Raw genomic sequence first — 17195 nt, forward strand, 5'->3', positions numbered from 1 at the left:
GGCTAAGCAGATTTCAGCGTTATGCTGATAAAAGGGAGGAAAATTATTATGGAATTACAGGGAAAAAAGGTACTTGTATTCGGTTCCGGAAAAAGCGGAATCGGAGCATCTGACCTTCTGGCAAAGGTAGGAGCATTTCCGGTTATCTATGACGGAAATGCCGAAACAGATAAAGACACAGTTGTACATAAAACAGATGGGACATATCCGGTCACTGTATATGCAGGAGAACTTCCGAAAGAAGTACAGGACAGTCTTGATCTGGTAGTTTTAAGCCCCGGAGTGCCGACAGATCTTCCACTTGTAAAGAGTTTTTATGAGCAGGGGCTTCCGGTATGGGGAGAGGTGGAACTGGCATACAGAGTAGGTGACGGTGAAGTGCTTGCCATCACAGGAACAAACGGAAAAACTACTACAACAGCACTTCTTGGAAAAATTATGCAGGATGCACGTGAGTCTGTTTTTGTAGTCGGCAATATCGGAACCCCATATACTTCCAAAGCACTGGAGATGAAGCCAAATTCTGTAACTGTTGCAGAAATCAGCAGTTTTCAGCTGGAAACGATTGATGAGTTTGCACCAAAGGTATCTGCAATCCTGAATATTACAGAGGACCATTTGAACCGTCATCATACAATGGAAGAGTATATACGTGTGAAAGAACTGATCACTGAGAATCAGGGTACAGAAGATGTATGCGTGCTGAATTATGAAGATGAGGTTCTGCGTGAGTTTGGAAAACATCTGACTCCACGAGTGGTATATTTCTCCAGCGGACGTAAACTGGATGAGGGAATTTATCTGGATGGAAACAAAATCATCCTGAAGGACGGAGAAAAAGAAATCGAAGTAGTTAAGACAGAAGATCTGAAGCTTCTTGGAAAACACAATTTTGAGAACGTTATGGCCGCAGTTGCAATGGCTTACTACGATGGAGTATCCTTGGACAGCATCCGTAAGAGCATCTGTGAATTTACAGCTGTTGCACACAGAATCGAATATGTGACAGAGAAAAAAGGCGTTGTATATTATAATGATTCCAAAGGAACTAACCCGGATGCGGCAATTAAAGGAATCCAGGCAATGAACCGTCCGACACTTCTGATCGGCGGCGGTTATGATAAACAGTCCGGTTATGATGAATGGATTGAGGCATTTGACGGAAAGGTACGTTATCTGGTGCTGATCGGTCAGACAAAGGAGAAAATCAAAGAAGCTGCTGAGAAACATGGTTTCCATGACATCATCCTCTGCGAAGATCTGAAAGAGGCAGTAAAGGTATGTGAGGAGAAAGCACAGCCTGGAGATGCTGTTTTGCTTTCTCCCGCATGTGCAAGCTGGGGACAGTTTGATAACTATGAACAGCGTGGAGATATGTTCAAGGAATATGTAAGAAATCTGTAGAATATCTATAAGTAAGAATTATAGCTGTCCGGCAGAGAAAGACGAAGCTGCAGTGACAGGCTATAGATAATTTTGCGGAGAAACAGATGGCGCGAAAAAGAGCGACAGATTTATCAAAAACAGATATGACGATGCTGGTACTGATAGTACTGCTTGTGATTTTTGGCCTGGCAGTATTATTCAGTTCCAGTGAATATAATGGCAGAGTACGTTTCGGCGACTCTGCCTGTTATTTTAAGAAACAGTTATTTGCCACAGCATTGGGTATGGGAGTAATGTATATGGTTTCTTCCATTGATTATCATTTTTTTCTGAGGCTGGGACCAGTGGCATATCTGATTTCAATGTTTTTGTCCGGCGCAGTACTTTTTGTAGGTCAGGAGATCAACGGCTCAAAAAGATGGCTGAATCTTGGACCTTTATCTTTTCAGCCTTCAGAGTTTGCGAAAGTTGCTGTAATCCTTTTTCTTGCATGGCAGATCGAGCGTACAAAAAAAGCAACCAGGGGCTTTGGATTTATGTGCAGGACAATATTGACCCTGCTGCCGATCATTGGTCTTGTAGGTTCAAATAATCTGAGTACAGCGATCATTATTCTGGGGATCGGTGGAATTCTGATTTTTGTATCCAATCCGGGATATCTGGAATTTATCGGGCTTGGCAGCGCAGGTGCAGGTTTCATAGCTGTTTTTCTTGCTGCAGAGAGTTATCGTCTGGAACGTCTTGCAATCTGGAGAAATCCGGAGAAATATGAAAAAGGATTTCAGACGATCCAGGGACTGTATGCCATCGGCAGCGGCGGAATATTCGGCAGAGGATTTGGAAACAGTCTGCAGAAACTTGGATTTGTTCCGGAAGCGCAGAATGATATGATTTTTTCGATTATATGTGAGGAAATGGGAGCAGCCGGAGCTATCTTTCTGATTTTTCTGTTTGCAATGCTTTTGTGGCGGCTGGGTGTGGCTGCCATGCATGCAAAAGATCTGGCCGGAGCTCTTATCTGTTGCGGGATTATGGGGCATCTGGCTCTTCAGGTTATTTTGAATATTGCAGTGGTGACCAATACAATCCCCAATACAGGCATTACGCTGCCTTTTATCAGCTATGGAGGAACTTCGGCAGTGTTTCTTCTTGGGGAAATGGGACTTGCGATGAATGTTGGGAAATGTGACAGGATAAATTAAATTACAGGTTTCAGAATGACGTAACATATAATAGAAAAAGCCATAAACTGTAAAGTAAGAGACTCTTTGGGAGCAAAAGGTTGGATGAAATCCATGTAACAGGTAAAGCTTCTCTCAGCGGAGAGATTTTTATACAGGGATCTAAAAATGCAGCACTTCCAATGATAGCCGCATCTCTGATGCACAGAGGACTAAGCATTCTGAGGGGATGCCCCAGAATTTCAGATGTTTTCTGTATGGAAGAGATTTTAAAAAGTCTTGGTGCAGTGACCTGGTGGGACGATCATGATCTTTATCTGGATTGTTCCAGCGCAGACGGAACAGAAATTCCTGCAGTCTATACAGGCAGAATGCGTTCTTCGATCATTCTGGCAGGTGCGGTGCTTGCAAGAAACAGAAAATGCAGGATAGGGTATCCGGGCGGATGTACGATCGGGAAAAGACCAATAGATCTCCATCTTATGGCACTGAGAGCACTTGGCGCGGATGTCCGGGAAAATGCATCAGGCCTGGATGGAGAATGTGTCAGATTTGAAGGGCAGGATATTGTGTTTCCGAAATCGAGTGTGGGAGCTGCTCAACAGGCAATACTGGCAGCAGTTCTTGCAAAAGGTGTAACACATCTTTATAATTGTGCGAAAGAACCGGAGGTTTTCTGGCTCTGCAGATATCTGAAAACAATGGGAGCACTGATAGAAGGAGAGGAAACCGGTGAAATTACGATCAGAGGAGTGGATGAACTGAAAGGTGGAGACTACCGTATTCCTCCGGATCGTATTGTTGCAGGTACCTATCTGTGTGCGGCTGCGGCAGCAAGAAGTAAGATTATTCTTCATAATGTACCTGTGGAGGAATTGCAGTCGTTTATGGAAGTATATCGGAAAATAGGTGGACAATATCAAGTAAATGGTGGTACACTAGAGGTCAATGGAAAGAATGCTGTCAGACCGGCTGTTTTAGTAGAAACGGAAATTTATCCGGGTTTTCCCACAGATCTGCAGGCTCCGTTGATGGCAGTACTGACAGGTGCGCAGGGACAGAGTACCATACGGGAAAATATTTTTGACCGGAGATTTGGCAGTGCTTTTCAGATGAAAAAAATGGGCGCAGATATTTCCGTAAGCGGAAACCAGGCAATCATAAGAGGGGGAAAAACTCTTAAGGGAACACAGGTACAGGCAGGAGATCTCAGAGGTGGTGCAGCCCTGCTCATTGCCGCACTTATGGCAGAGGGAGAAACCTGTGTTACAGGAGCCGGGTTTATCAGCAGGGGCTATGAGCATATCTGTGAAGATTTACGGACTTTGGGCTGCAGAATATGGCAGCCGGGGACAGAGGATTTGAGGATTTATGAGAGAAAGTAATTATGGGAAAAGACCTCCTATGAGTAAAAGGACGAAGAAGATGCTGGCAGGTATGATAGGCGCCGGAGTTATGGTCGCTGTGATAGTATTTTTTTCCTATTATAAAGTAGATACTGTTGAGGTGAGGGGAACTTCCCATTATACAGACGAAGAAGTAAAGAATATGGTGCTTCGGGGACCGATGGCTTCCAATTCGGTCCTTGCACCACTGCTCTACAGCACTACAAATACAGAGGACATTGCATATGTAGATGCATTTAAAGTTACCCAGCTGAACCGAAATACCATCTGTATCAGCGTAAAAGAGAAAAAAACAGTCGGATGCATCCGATATCTTGACAGTTACATTTATTTTGACAGAAATGGCATTTTTGTGGAGGGTTCTCAGAACAGAGATGAGACGGTTCCGTATTTTGACGGAATTCAGGTGAACAGCATCGTGATGGATGAGAAACTGGATATTAAAGGAGATACTGTACTGAATACAGCTGTAGCATTGTCTACAATCTTTCAGAAAAATGATATGATCCCCGATCATATCCAGTTTGACAGCAGCTATTCTATCAGCCTCATCTATGGGGATATAACTGTTCAGCTTGGAAAAGATGCTGATCTGGAAGAGAAGATGAACCGAGTGATAGCGATTCTGCCCAAAATCCAGGGAAAAAAAGGTATTCTTCATATGGAGAGTGTGGCTACGGAGTCCAATACCTTTGAAGAAGAACTGGAACAGGAAGAAGTTACTGCTGAGAACTGGAATGGCGGTTATGATGAAGATGGCAATTATACCGGAGACGGCGAGTATGACGAGGATGGTAATTATGTAGGTGCAAAACCGAAGACTGCTCTTGAGGAAGCAATTGAGAACTGGAATGGCGGTTATGATGAGGAAGGGGATTATACCGGAGCAGGTGAGTATGACGAATCCGGTAATTATGTGGGACCGAAGCCTACACAGGAATCTCTGGATGCGGCATCTGATGAGTCGGGAGACGGTTCAGGAGATGAAAGTTCCGCAGATGACCAGAGTTCTGAAACTTCAGAAGATGGAGAAAGTGATTCATCATATGACGACGGAAACTCAGATGATTCAGATGGATATGGTGATTATACAGAAGATAACAGTGATTATCAGGGGGATGATTCTGAGGGATATTGATAGTATATGGAAACTTTGAGATCAGAGAAGGCTCCGTACACTGATACAACATATTTACCGGAATTGCCGAAAAAGAGTGAAAAAAGTATAAAAAAACAAAATTAATGGTTGATTAATTCCCAAAAAAAATATATGATATATCTATATGTAACTTTGATATAAATCACTGAAAAGGATATCAGGTATAAATAAAGGAGGAAGTACGTTGTTAGAGATTATGTCAAACGAGGCTGAATCATCTGCCAAGATCATAGTGATCGGTGTAGGTGGAGCCGGAAATAATGCAGTAAACAGAATGGTGGAAGAGGCCATCGGCGGAGTAGAGTTTGTAGGTGTTAATACTGATAAGCAGGCTTTAACTCTGTGCAAAGCTCCAACTGTACTTCAGATTGGCGAGAAGATTACCAAAGGTCTTGGTGCAGGAGCCCAGCCTGAGGTTGGACAGAAAGCAGCAGAGGAGAGCATTGAAGAAGTAAAACAGTTAATGGAAGGTGCGGATATGGTATTCGTTACCTGTGGTATGGGAGGCGGAACCGGAACCGGAGCTGCACCTGTTATCGCAGCAGCAGCGAAAGAAATGGGTATCCTTACAGTTGGCGTTGTTACAAAACCTTTCCGTTTTGAAGCAAGAACTCGTATGAATAATGCACTTGCAGGCATTGAGAATCTGAAGAAAGCAGTGGATACATTAATCGTTATCCCGAATGATAAATTACTGGAAGTTGTAGATCGCAGAACAACCATGCCGGAAGCTCTGAAGAAGGCTGATGAAGTTCTGCAGCAGGCAGTACAGGGCATTACAGACCTGATCAATCTGCCGGCTCTGATTAACCTTGACTTTGCAGACGTTCAGACTGTAATGACAGACAAGGGAATTGCCCATATCGGTATCGGTGAAGCAAGAGGAGACGACAAAGCTATGGAAGCTGTACAGCAGGCCGTATCTTCTCCACTTCTTGAGACAACCATCAAAGGTGCTACACATGTTATCATTAATATTTCCGGAGATATTTCTCTTATGGATGCCAATGATGCCGCAAGCTATGTACAGGAGCTTACAGGTGAGGAAGCAAACATCATCTTTGGTGCCATGTATGATGATACAGTTGCTGACTACTGCAGAATCACAGTGATTGCAACAGGTCTGAATGATGATAACCTTCAGCAGACCCCTTTCGGAAAAAGAAGCACAGCTTCTTCCTTTGGTGCAAGAAGACCTTCTTCCACAGCAACGACAGGTACAGCAACAGCCGGAACTGCAGCAGGAAGCGGTATGAACATGCCTAGCTTCAGCCTTCCAACTATGAATGCCACACCATTTGGAGCATCTAAGACTCCGTCAAGCACTGTTCAGAAGAAGGATATCCAGATTCCGGATTTCTTAAGAAACAGATAGGATTATCTGTTTTGCAGTGAAATAATTTACAGACAGACAAAAGAGACATATTCCATATAGATGGACATGTCTCTTTTTTTGACCAGATCAGGGAAGTTCATTATCCCTGATATACGGGTGAAAATCCTGTTGCCATGGTGTTGATATTATGCGCCACAATGGCACTGGAAGGTGTCACATCTTGTATCGGAAGATGCATGTGCATTAGAGCCGTCTACCTGAATGGAGGATGCTGTACATTTGCAGTTATCATTATAGGTACAGTTATGGGCTTTGCAGTCGATCTGGATTTTGTCGCAGCCACAGTCATCTGTATAGCTGTCTTTCATGGAACTGCCGGTTCTCTCTCGGAAACTGCCGCAGCTTGTCTCATTTGCAGAAGTAGCATTTTCGCCTGTCACGTCAATATCACCCTTTGAACAGAGCTGTTCTTTGTTGTAAACACAGGTCATTGCTGAACATTTAAGAATTGTCATAGAGTTACCCTCCTGAAAAAATCTGAGATAACTATTCAATACTGCTGTAGTGCAAGAGTACTGAACAGTTACATTGAATAAGCTTCGGAGATAGGATGTGCAGTTTGAGAGAAAATATACCTTGAGATCTAAAAAAATAAAGAAAATGTAAAAAGTACTTGACATAACAGACTGAACATGGTATCTTATACAAGTACGTAAGAAAACAAAGCAGAGTTCCACTCTCACCTCAGCGCATTTAGTTTAGCGGCTTGGGTTTATATTGCACAGAGAAGGCTGATATTTAAGGTTGGCAGGAATAAAGAGATTGTTCCGCAGATTAAGAAGAAAAGATATCAGCAGTGTGATAGCGGAGTGTGGATTTTGTCCACGCTTTTTTTATGTAAATGAGGGCGACGAGAAGTCATTAGAATCTATCTAACAGGTATGGAGGTGCACTACAATTAGCAATTTAATGATTAACGAACAGATCAGAGACAAAGAGGTACGCTTAATCGGTTCGGACGGAGAACAGCTTGGAATCATGTCCGCGAAAGAAGCAATGTTCAAAGCTCAGGAGGCAGGGCTTGACCTGGTAAAAATTGCCCCGCAGGCGAAACCGCCGGTATGTAAGATCATCGATTATGGTAAATACCGTTATGAGCTTGCAAGAAAAGAAAAAGAAGCCAAGAAGAAGCAGAAGACCATCGATGTCAAAGAAGTGCGACTTTCTCCAAACATTGATACCAATGACCTGAATACGAAAGTCAACGCCGCCAGAAAGTTCCTCTCCAAGGGTGACAGAGTAAAGGTAACATTACGTTTCCGCGGAAGAGAAATGGCACATATGGCAAGCAGCAGACATGTGCTTGATGATTTTGCAAAGCAGCTTGCAGATGTGGCAACAGTGGAGAAGGCACCGAAGGTTGAAGGCAGAAGCATGACCATGTTTTTAACGGAAAAACGTTAAATATAATAGAGATACAGTTTAAGGAGGAATTAACAATGCCAAAAATTAAAACTTGCAGAGCAGCAGCAAAGCGTTTCAAAAAAACAGGTACAGGAAAATTAGTAAGAAATAAAGCTTATAAGAGCCATATCTTAACAAAGAAATCTCAGAAAAGAAAAAGAAATCTGAGAAAATCTACTGTTGTTGATGCTACTAATGTTAAGAGCATGAAGAAAGCATTACCATATTTATAAGAAGCATTTATTCATTGAAGATAGACAAACAGGAGGAAATTTAAGAAATGGCAAGAATTAAAGGCGGATTAAACGCAAAGAAAAAACATAATCGTACATTAAAACTGGCAAAAGGCTACAGAGGAGCCCGTTCCAAACAGTATAGAGTTGCTAAACAGTCTGTAATGAGAGCACTTGCTAGCTCCTATGCAGGAAGAAAGCAGAAAAAACGTCAGTTCAGACAGCTCTGGATCGCTCGTATCAACGCAGCAGCAAGAATGAACGGATTATCCTACAGCAAACTGATGCACGGACTGAAAGTTGCAAACATCGACATCAACAGAAAGATGCTTGCTGAACTTGCAGTAAACGATGCAGAAGGATTTACAGCACTTGCTGAGATTGCTAAAAAAGCAATTGCATAATTGTCGGTTTTAGAGAGACATAAGATTTGATAAATTAAATCAGAATTTTGAGGTACACATAGAAATTGTTACGGTTTCTGTGTGTACCTTTTTTAATGCATTTTTCGATGAATGGGATAAAATTGCGTGCGCGGTACGGTCAAGTGTCCATGAAAGACGGAAAAATCTTAAATTTCCATAAAGTTTTTCTTGCATGGTCAAATATATGGTGATATAATTCAAAACAGCAACATATTAAAGTGTCAGTGGAAGCCAAAGCCGGCTGGGAACCCAGTTGGCTTTTTGTTACTTTTCAGTTCCTCTACATAATAAATGAACTTGCGGAATTTATAGCATCAAAAATGATGTACCAGGTGGAATGAATGGTAACGGAAGCTAATCTTATGAGCCATAAGAGGGACGAAAGGACTGACAAAATATAAGGAGGATTTTATTATGAAAAACCTGAAAAAAATCATCAGTGTTACTGCGGCAGCAGCAATGGTAATGTCAACAGTTGCACCTGTATCTGTATTTGCAGACGATGCTACATTTAAGATCGGTGGAATCGGACCTGTAACCGGAGCAGCAGCAATCTATGGACAGGCTGTAAAGAATGCAACAGAGCTTGCAATCAATGAAGTAAACGAAGACGGCGGAATCAACGGATATCAGGTAGAGTTCAAATTTGAAGATGATGAAAACGATGCTGAGAAAACCCTGAACGCTTACAACGCATTAAAAGACTGGGGAATGAACATTCTGGTTGGTACAGTTACTTCCACACCTTGTGTAGCTGTAGCAAATGAAACAGCAGCAGACAATATGTTCCAGCTTACTCCATCCGGATCTGCAACAGAGTGTGTTGCTAATCCGAACGTATTCCGTGTATGCTTCTCTGACCCGAACCAGGGTACTGCAGCAGCTCAGTACATTGGAGAGCATAAACTTGCTAAAAAAGTAGCTATTATCTACGATAGCTCTGATGTATATTCATCAGGTATCACACAGAACTTCACAGCAGAAGCAGCTAATCAGGGTATTGAAATCGTATCTTCCGAAGCATTCACTGCTGATAACAATAAAGACTTCTCCGTACAGCTTCAGAAAGCAAAAGACGGTGGTGCTGAATTAGTATTCCTTCCGATTTATTATACAGAAGCTTCCCTGATCCTTGCACAGGCAGACAGCATGGGATTTGAAACTAAATTCTTCGGATGCGACGGTATGGACGGTATCCTTGGTGTAGAAAACTTTGATACATCTCTTGCAGAGGGGCTGATGCTTCTTACACCATTTGCAGCAGATTCTACAGATGAGAAAACCCAGAACTTTGTAAAAGCATACAAAGATGCTTACAAAGACACACCAAACCAGTTCGCAGCAGATGCTTATGATGCAGTATACGCAGTCAAAGCAGCAGCAGAAAAAGAAGATGTAAAAGCAGACATGGATGTTGCAGATATCTGTGCAGCACTTGAAAAAGGCATGACCGAGATCACACTTGAAGGTGTTACAGGTGACGAGATCACATGGACAGAAGACGGTGAGCCGAACAAAGCTCCGAAAGCTGTAGAAATCAAAGATGGTGCTTACGCAGCAATGGAATAATGAAATTGAAATAACTGAAAAGATTTCATAAGAAATAAAATGCGATTGTTCCTGGAGTGGACAATGGTTGCATGCCAACGGGGCTGTCTGAATTATGCAGACAGCCCTGTTGCCTAATACGTTATTACATTAATGCGTTAATGACAGATTTACTTTTGGCAAAATAAACAAGACAGATTTCGCTAAAGGCAAATCTGCCAGTTTTACACACAATAAAATTATTTAAATATAAGAAAGGAAAGACTTCTATGAGTAGTTTTATATCATATCTTATCAGTGGTATCAGCCTCGGAAGTGTATATGCGATCATCGCTCTTGGTTATACCATGGTATACGGAATCGCTAAAATGCTGAACTTCGCTCATGGAGATGTTATCATGGTCGGCTCTTATGTAGTTTATGTCGCAGTCAGCGGCATGGGATTAAATCCGATTTTAGCCATCCTGCTGTCCATTATCATCTGTACACTCATGGGCGTTGTGATCGAAGGCGTTGCGTATCGACCACTGCGTAATGCAGCTTCACCTCTGGCTGTTCTGATCACAGCAATTGGTGTCAGCTACCTGCTTCAGAACGTGGCCCTTCTGATCTGGGGAGCAGATACCAAATCATTCAGTAACGTGATCAGTCTTCCATCCCTGAAACTTGCAGGTGGTTCTATCGTGATCACTGGTGTAACCATCGTAACCATTATCGGTGGTATCCTGATCATGGCAGGTCTGATGCTCTTTATCAGCAAGACAAAAACAGGACAGGCAATGCTTGCCGTATCTGAGGATAAAGGCGCTGCCCAGTTAATGGGTATTAACGTAAACAAAACAATCTCCATTACTTTTGCAATCGGTTCCGGACTTGCAGCAATCGCAGGTGTGCTTCTCTGCTCTGCATACCCGTCTTTGACACCATATACAGGTGCTATGCCTGGTATCAAAGCATTCGTTGCAGCTGTATTTGGCGGTATCGGATCTATCCCGGGAGCCTTTATCGGAGGTGTTGTTCTGGGTATCCTGGAGATTTTTGGTAAAGCTTATATCTCTTCACAGATGGCTGATGCCATTGTATTCGGTGTTCTGATCGTAGTTCTGGTTGTGAAACCTACCGGTATTCTTGGTAAGAACATTCAGGAGAAAGTGTGAGGTGGCAGACATGGAAAAGAAGAAATTAAACAAAACAACAAAAAGCAATCTCATTACATACGGAATGGTTCTTGCAGCATATCTGATCGTACAGGGAATGATAGCAGGGAATCTGCTTTCCAACCTGATGCAGGGTCTTCTGGTGCCTCTTTGTGTATATATTATCCTGGCTCTTTCCCTGAACCTGACGGTTGGTATTCTGGGTGAGTTAAGTCTTGGACATGCCGGATTTATGTGTATCGGTGCTTTCACCAGTGCAGCATTTACAAAGGCAACTATGGATACATTTACAAATGCAGGACTTCGTTTCTTCGTTGCTCTGATCATCGGAGCTGTATGTGCAGGTATCTTTGGATTCCTGATCGGTATTCCTGTACTTCGTCTGAAAGGTGACTACCTTGCTATCGTAACACTGGCATTTGGTGAGATCATTAAGAATATCATCAATGTGCTTTATGTAGGAATTGACAGCAACGGAATCCATTTTTCCATGAAAGACCAGATGTCTCTTGGAATGGAGCCTGGTGGAAAAATGATCATCAGTGGTGCAATGGGTATCACAGGTACACCGAGACAGTCAACCTTTACTATAGGTGTGATTCTGATCCTGGTTACTTTATTCGTAGTTCTGAACCTGATCAATTCCAGAGACGGACGTGCGATCATGGCAATCCGTGATAACCGTATTGCAGCGGAATCAATTGGTATTGATATCACAAAGTATAAACTGAAAGCATTTGCAATCTCAGCAGCATTAGCCGGTATCGGCGGTGTGCTTTATGCTCATAATCTTGCAACTTTAACAGCACTTCCGAAGAACTTCGGTTATAACATGTCTATCATGTTCCTGGTATTCGTAGTTCTCGGTGGAATTGGAAATATGCGTGGTTCTATTATTGCGGCAGTGATTCTGAACCTTCTTCCTGAGCTTCTGCGTGGACTCAGTGATTACCGTATGCTGTTCTATGCAATCGTGCTGATCGTAATGATGCTGATCAACTGGGCACCTAAGGCAATCGAGATGAGAGAGCGTCTTTTCAGTAAATTTAAGAAAAAGGAGGCATAAGCTATGGCATTGCTGGAAGTAAATCATTTAAATATTTCATTCGGCGGTCTTCATGCAGTGGATGATTTCCATGTCTCCATCGAGAAAGGACAGCTTTATGGTCTGATCGGTCCGAATGGTGCCGGTAAGACTACAATCTTTAACCTTCTTACAGGTGTGTATAAGCCGGACGAGGGAATCATCAATCTGGACGGACAGGATATCACCGGAAAGAGTACCATTGATATCAACAAGGCGGGAATCGCCAGAACATTCCAGAATATCCGTCTGTTCCATCAGATGAGTGTGCTGGACAATGTAAAGGCAGGACTTCACAATCATGATAAATACAGCCTTTTTACAAGTATTGTACATACTCCGAAATACTTTAAGGTTGAGAAAACTATGAATGAGGAAGCAATGAAGCTTCTTAAAGTGTTTGATCTGGACAAAGAGGCAGATATCCTTGCATCAAACCTTCCTTATGGTAAACAGAGAAAGCTGGAGATTGCCAGAGCACTGGCAACAAAGCCGAAGCTTCTTCTTCTGGATGAGCCGGCTGCAGGTATGAACCCCAATGAAACTGAGGAACTGATGGATACCATCCGTTTTGTTCGTGATAACTTTGATATGACCATTCTTCTGATCGAGCATGATATGAAGCTGGTTTCAGGTATCTGTGAGGAGCTGACTGTACTGAATTTCGGTCATGTTCTGAGACAGGGCAAGACTTCAGATGTGCTCCATGATCCGGAAGTTATCAAGGCATATCTTGGAGAATAGGAGGAGAGACAGATGGCATTACTGGAAGTACAGGACATACAGGTTTATTATGGAATGATTCAGGCATTGAAAGGTGTTTCTTTCTCTGTAAATGAAGGTGAAGTTATTGCTCTGATCGGTGCAAACGGTGCAGGTAAAACAACTACCCTGCATACAGTGACAGGGCTTCTCCGGGCAAAATCAGGACATATTATTTATGACGGACAGGATATCACAAAGGTTCCGCCTCACAAGATCGTAACAATGGGTATGGCACATGTTCCGGAAGGAAGACGTGTGTTTGCAAATATGACTGTTCTTCAGAATCTGAAGATGGGTGCTTTTACAAGATCTGATAAAAATGAGATTGATGCGACCATTGAGAAAGTATATAAACGTTTTCCGCGTCTGAAGGAACGTCAGAATCAGACTGCAGGTACCTTAAGTGGTGGTGAGCAGCAGATGCTCGCCATGGGACGTGCGCTGATGAGCCAGCCGAAGATCATTCTGATGGACGAGCCGTCCATGGGCCTTTCACCGATCTTTGTAAATGAGATCTTTGATATCATTAAAGAGGTAAGTGAGAGTGGAACAACGGTTCTTCTGGTTGAGCAGAATGCGAAGAAGGCTCTTTCTATTGCTGACAGAGCTTATGTCCTTGAGACCGGAAGGATTACACTGGAAGGTAAGGCAAGTGATCTTCTTCATGATGAATCTGTTCAGAAAGCTTATCTTGGAGAGTAAACAGGAGGGATTTTATGGAGAATTTTGTAATTACCATTGCGAGACAGTATGGAAGCGGCGGACGTACCGTCGGTAAGATGCTGGCAGAGAAACTGGGAGTTTCTTTCTATGACAAGCAGATCATTCAGATGGCTTCAGATGAGAGCGGTATTGATGTGAAGTTATTTGGTCAGGTTGAAGAAGGGACAAAAGTAAAAGCGTCACTGTTTAATAAGACCGGTCTTTATAAAGGGGCACTGATAGCACCGGATCAGAAGGGATTTATTTCTGATGAGAATATTTTTAATTATCAGGCAAAGGTTGCGAATGATCTGGCTGAGAAGGAGCCATGCGTAATCGTGGGACGATGCGTGAATTATGTGTTCAGAGACAGACCGAATACACTGAGAGTATTTATTCATGCACCATGGGAATTCCGTGTTGAGAAGTCCAGAGAGAAGATTAGCGGTGGTGATGAGGAAATTGAGAAGTTCCTTCGCAAAGATGATAAGAGAAAACAGGATTATTATCGTAAATTTGCAGGCGGGGACTGGAGTGATGCGACAAATTATGATCTGTGCCTGAATTCAGGAAAGCTGGGATTTGAGAAGTGTGTGGATGCGATTCTGGCGCAGATGGAAGTTATGGGAATTAAATAAAAGGATGAAAAAAAGCAGTTTCTTTCGGAAGGGAAAGGGGCTGCTTTTTTCGTGGGTGGGGGGACGCGCAGACAAATAGTTTCTTTCGTGTGCGGTTTCGGATACTAAGATATTCTAAGGCATCAAAAATCTGCTAAAAGCATGAGAAGAAAAGTCTGGATTACTCGCTTGCGCTCAGACAAAGGACTTTTCTTCTCATAACGCGGATTTTTGATACCTAAGAATATCTAAGTATCCTGCAAATGCACACGAAAGAAACTATTTGTCTGCGCTGGGTGTTGGACGTGGAAAGAAGATGTATGTCTTGGGATTTTGCCGGAGGCAAAATGCCCTGCGAGGGAGTTGTAAGTGGTTATTTCTTGGGCGGGATAATAGAGGGGGAAAAGAAAAAGAGTATTATAAAAAATCGTATGTTCTTGCGAAGTATGTGGGGTGATGATATACTTATTTTTAATAGAGAGTAAGGTACTACATAGATGATGAATATGTATAAGGGAGATGAAGAAGGATATGACACCGGAAGAAAAAGCACGTTGTGTGATTGATGATAAGCTTTGTCAGTCTGGATGGGTGATACAGGATTTGAAAAGATTGAATCTTACAGCTTCTCTTGGTGTAGCGGTTCGTGAATTTCCTACCAGTACAGGTGAGGTTGACTATGCTTTATTTGTGGATGGAAAGCCAGTGGGAGTAGTTGAGGCGAAGCAATCCCAAGCAGGACAGTCAATTACTGATGTTGAGGTGCAGTCAGGGCGTTATGCAAATAGTACGTTCAAATGGGTTAAGAATGATTATACTATTCGGTTTGCGTATGAAGCAACAGATAAACTGATTCGTTTTACTGATTATAAGGATATTAAATATCGTTCCAGGACAGTGTTTTCTTTTCATCGGCCTGAGACATTATTTGATTTGATTCAGCAGCTAGATACGATTCGAAATAATATGAAGCAGTTTCCACTTTTAGATGTAAAGGGATTCAGAAAATGTCAAATTAATGCGATTAATAATCTGGATCAATCATTTGCGGATAATCGTCCAAGGGCACTAGTGCAGATGGCAACAGGGGCGGGAAAGACATTTACAGCAATTACATCGGCTTACCGATTGCTTAAATATGGAAAAATGAAACGTATTTTGTTTTTGGTGGATACCAAAGGATTAGGGGAACAGGCAGAGCGGGAATTTCTTGCGTATACACCAAATGATGACCCGAGGTCTTTTTCGCAGATATATGGTGTACGTAGATTAAAATCTTCGTATATGCCAAATGATGTTCAGATTTGTATTTCTACGATACAGAGAATGTACTCTATTCTTAAAGAAGAGGAATTGGATGAATCAGCAGAAGAAGCTCCGTTTGTTGAATATGTAACTGCTGAAAGCAAAGCTCCTAAAGAAGTAGCTTATAATGAGAAATATCCACCAGAGTTTTTTGATTGTATCATTGTGGATGAATGTCATCGTTCTATCTATAATGTCTGGAGTCAGGTGCTGACTTATTTTGATGCTTTTATTATTGGATTAACTGCAACACCTGATAACCGGACTTTTGCTTTCTTTAATGAAAATATAGTCAGTGAATATACGCGTGAACAGGCAATTATAGATGGTGTGAACGTAGGTGAAGATGTTTTTCTGATAGAAACGGAGGTTGGAAAAAATGGTGCACATCTGATGAAACAGATGATTGAATATCGTGATCGTTTATCCAGAGCTAAGCGATGGAGGCAAATGGATGAAGATGTGGATTATGTTCCGTCACAGTTGGATAAGAAAATTGTTAATCCAAGTCAGATACGTACAGTAATTCGATCTTTTAAAGAAAATGTGTTTACAACGTTATTTCCGCGTAGAAAAGAAGTGCCAAAAACATTGATTTTTGCGAAAACAGATAGCCATGCAGATGATATAGTGCAGATTGTACGTGAGGAGTTTGGCGAAGGAAATGATTTTTGTCGCAAAATAACTTATGCTGTAGATAATCCGGAATCTGTACTTAGTTCTTTTAGAAATGATTATAATCCACGTATTGCGGTCACTGTGGATATGATAGCAACTGGAACGGATGTTAAGCCAATCGAATGTCTGATTTTTATGAGAGATGTAAAAAGTAAGAATTATTTCGAACAGATGAAAGGCAGAGGAACTCGAGTACTTAGTAAAGAAGATTTGCAGAAAGTTACCCCGTCTGCTACGGAAAATAAAGATCATTTTGTTATTGTGGATGCAGTAGGGGTTACGAAGTCAAGAAAATCGGACACCAGACCTTTGGAGCGTAAACCTACAGTTAGTATGAAAGAACTTATGATGAATGTGGCATTGGGAGTGAAAGATAAAGATACTTTGACTTCTCTTGCAAATCGTGTGATTCGCCTGAATAGTCAAATGACACAGGCTGAGCGAGAACAGTTTAAAGAAAAAGTTGGAGCAACAGCAGGGTGCGTGGCTGAACGTTTATTGAATGCATTTGATGCAGATATTATTTTTGAGCAGGCTCAGAAGAATACAGGTGTATCTGAACCAACAGAAGAACAGATAAAGGTTGCGCAAAGAGAGCTGGTGCAGGCGGCTGTAGCACCATTTCACAATCCGGATATACGCGATTATATTGAAAATGTTCGTCGAAATCATGATCAAATTATTGACAGCGTTAATTTGGATTCGGTTATTTTTGCTGGATTTGATGTACAGCAGGAAAAGAATGTAAA

16 protein-coding genes are annotated in these 17195 nt (G+C 42.1%); 15 read left to right on the forward strand and 1 reads right to left on the reverse strand.

Annotation, left to right across the window (positions count from 1 at the left end; all coding sequences use genetic code 11):
• Positions 1-48 precede the first annotated feature (48 nt).
• The 5 genes from murD (at position 49) to ftsZ (ending at position 6507) form a co-directional block, all read left to right on the forward strand.
• Complete coding sequence (gene murD / locus AC075J_RS12455) at positions 49-1404, forward strand: UDP-N-acetylmuramoyl-L-alanine--D-glutamate ligase (RefSeq protein WP_476390379.1); 1356 nt, start codon at positions 49-51, stop codon at positions 1402-1404.
• 86 nt (positions 1405-1490) lie between these two features.
• Positions 1491-2588: an FtsW/RodA/SpoVE family cell cycle protein gene (locus tag AC075J_RS12460; protein ID WP_055199767.1), complete on the forward strand. Its 1098-nt coding sequence runs from the start codon at positions 1491-1493 to the stop codon at positions 2586-2588.
• Positions 2589-2668: 80 nt separating this feature from the next.
• Positions 2669-3952 (forward strand): UDP-N-acetylglucosamine 1-carboxyvinyltransferase, encoded by a 1284-nt coding sequence (gene murA / locus AC075J_RS12465; RefSeq protein ID WP_118586492.1) that lies wholly within the window; start codon positions 2669-2671, stop codon positions 3950-3952.
• Between the two features lie 19 nt (positions 3953-3971).
• Entirely contained in the window at positions 3972-5111 is a 1140-nt protein-coding gene (locus tag AC075J_RS12470; protein WP_026648241.1) for a cell division protein FtsQ/DivIB, read from the forward strand.
• 217 nt (positions 5112-5328) lie between these two features.
• On the forward strand, positions 5329-6507 hold the full coding sequence (ftsZ, locus tag AC075J_RS12475) for a cell division protein FtsZ (RefSeq protein WP_008706522.1): 1179 nt from the start codon (positions 5329-5331) through the stop codon (positions 6505-6507).
• 146 nt (positions 6508-6653) lie between these two features.
• On the opposite strand, the gene AC075J_RS12480 is transcribed toward ftsZ, so the two are convergent.
• The gene (locus tag AC075J_RS12480) at positions 6654-6983 is read right to left on the reverse strand and encodes a DUF1540 domain-containing protein (protein WP_008706523.1); all 330 of its coding nucleotides are present in this window, start codon (positions 6981-6983) and stop codon (positions 6654-6656) included.
• A gap of 454 nt (positions 6984-7437) precedes the next feature.
• On the opposite strand from AC075J_RS12480, the gene infC reads away from it, so the two are divergent.
• From infC to AC075J_RS12530, 10 genes are all read left to right on the forward strand, one after another.
• Positions 7438-7932: a translation initiation factor IF-3 gene (infC, locus tag AC075J_RS12485; RefSeq protein ID WP_008706524.1), complete on the forward strand. Its 495-nt coding sequence runs from the start codon at positions 7438-7440 to the stop codon at positions 7930-7932.
• A gap of 35 nt (positions 7933-7967) precedes the next feature.
• A complete protein-coding gene (gene rpmI, locus AC075J_RS12490) occupies positions 7968-8165 on the forward strand; it encodes a 50S ribosomal protein L35 (RefSeq protein WP_008706525.1) in 198 nt (65 codons plus the stop codon).
• Positions 8166-8212: 47 nt separating this feature from the next.
• Positions 8213-8569: a 50S ribosomal protein L20 gene (gene rplT / locus AC075J_RS12495; protein WP_022380175.1), complete on the forward strand. Its 357-nt coding sequence runs from the start codon at positions 8213-8215 to the stop codon at positions 8567-8569.
• A gap of 435 nt (positions 8570-9004) precedes the next feature.
• Positions 9005-10159, forward strand: coding sequence for an ABC transporter substrate-binding protein (locus tag AC075J_RS12500; protein WP_118408381.1), 1155 nt, complete (start codon positions 9005-9007; stop codon positions 10157-10159).
• Between the two features lie 248 nt (positions 10160-10407).
• Entirely contained in the window at positions 10408-11295 is an 888-nt protein-coding gene (locus AC075J_RS12505) for a branched-chain amino acid ABC transporter permease (RefSeq protein WP_008706530.1), read from the forward strand.
• A 10-nt stretch (positions 11296-11305) separates the two neighbouring features.
• A complete protein-coding gene (locus tag AC075J_RS12510) occupies positions 11306-12361 on the forward strand; it encodes a branched-chain amino acid ABC transporter permease (RefSeq protein WP_020993609.1) in 1056 nt (351 codons plus the stop codon).
• A 3-nt stretch (positions 12362-12364) separates the two neighbouring features.
• Complete coding sequence (locus AC075J_RS12515) at positions 12365-13123, forward strand: ABC transporter ATP-binding protein (RefSeq protein ID WP_025578122.1); 759 nt, start codon at positions 12365-12367, stop codon at positions 13121-13123.
• A gap of 12 nt (positions 13124-13135) precedes the next feature.
• On the forward strand, positions 13136-13846 hold the full coding sequence (locus AC075J_RS12520; protein WP_020993607.1) for an ABC transporter ATP-binding protein: 711 nt from the start codon (positions 13136-13138) through the stop codon (positions 13844-13846).
• Positions 13847-13860: 14 nt separating this feature from the next.
• Positions 13861-14484 carry a cytidylate kinase-like family protein gene (locus tag AC075J_RS12525; RefSeq protein WP_476390380.1) on the forward strand — a complete coding sequence of 208 codons (624 nt, stop codon included), beginning with the start codon at positions 13861-13863 and terminating at the stop codon, positions 14482-14484.
• Positions 14485-14994: 510 nt separating this feature from the next.
• The coding region (locus AC075J_RS12530) for a type I restriction endonuclease subunit R (protein ID WP_476390381.1) at positions 14995-17195 on the forward strand (2201 nt) is incomplete at its 3' end.

The organism is Blautia sp. ZXY-1-C6 (genome assembly GCF_056339875.1).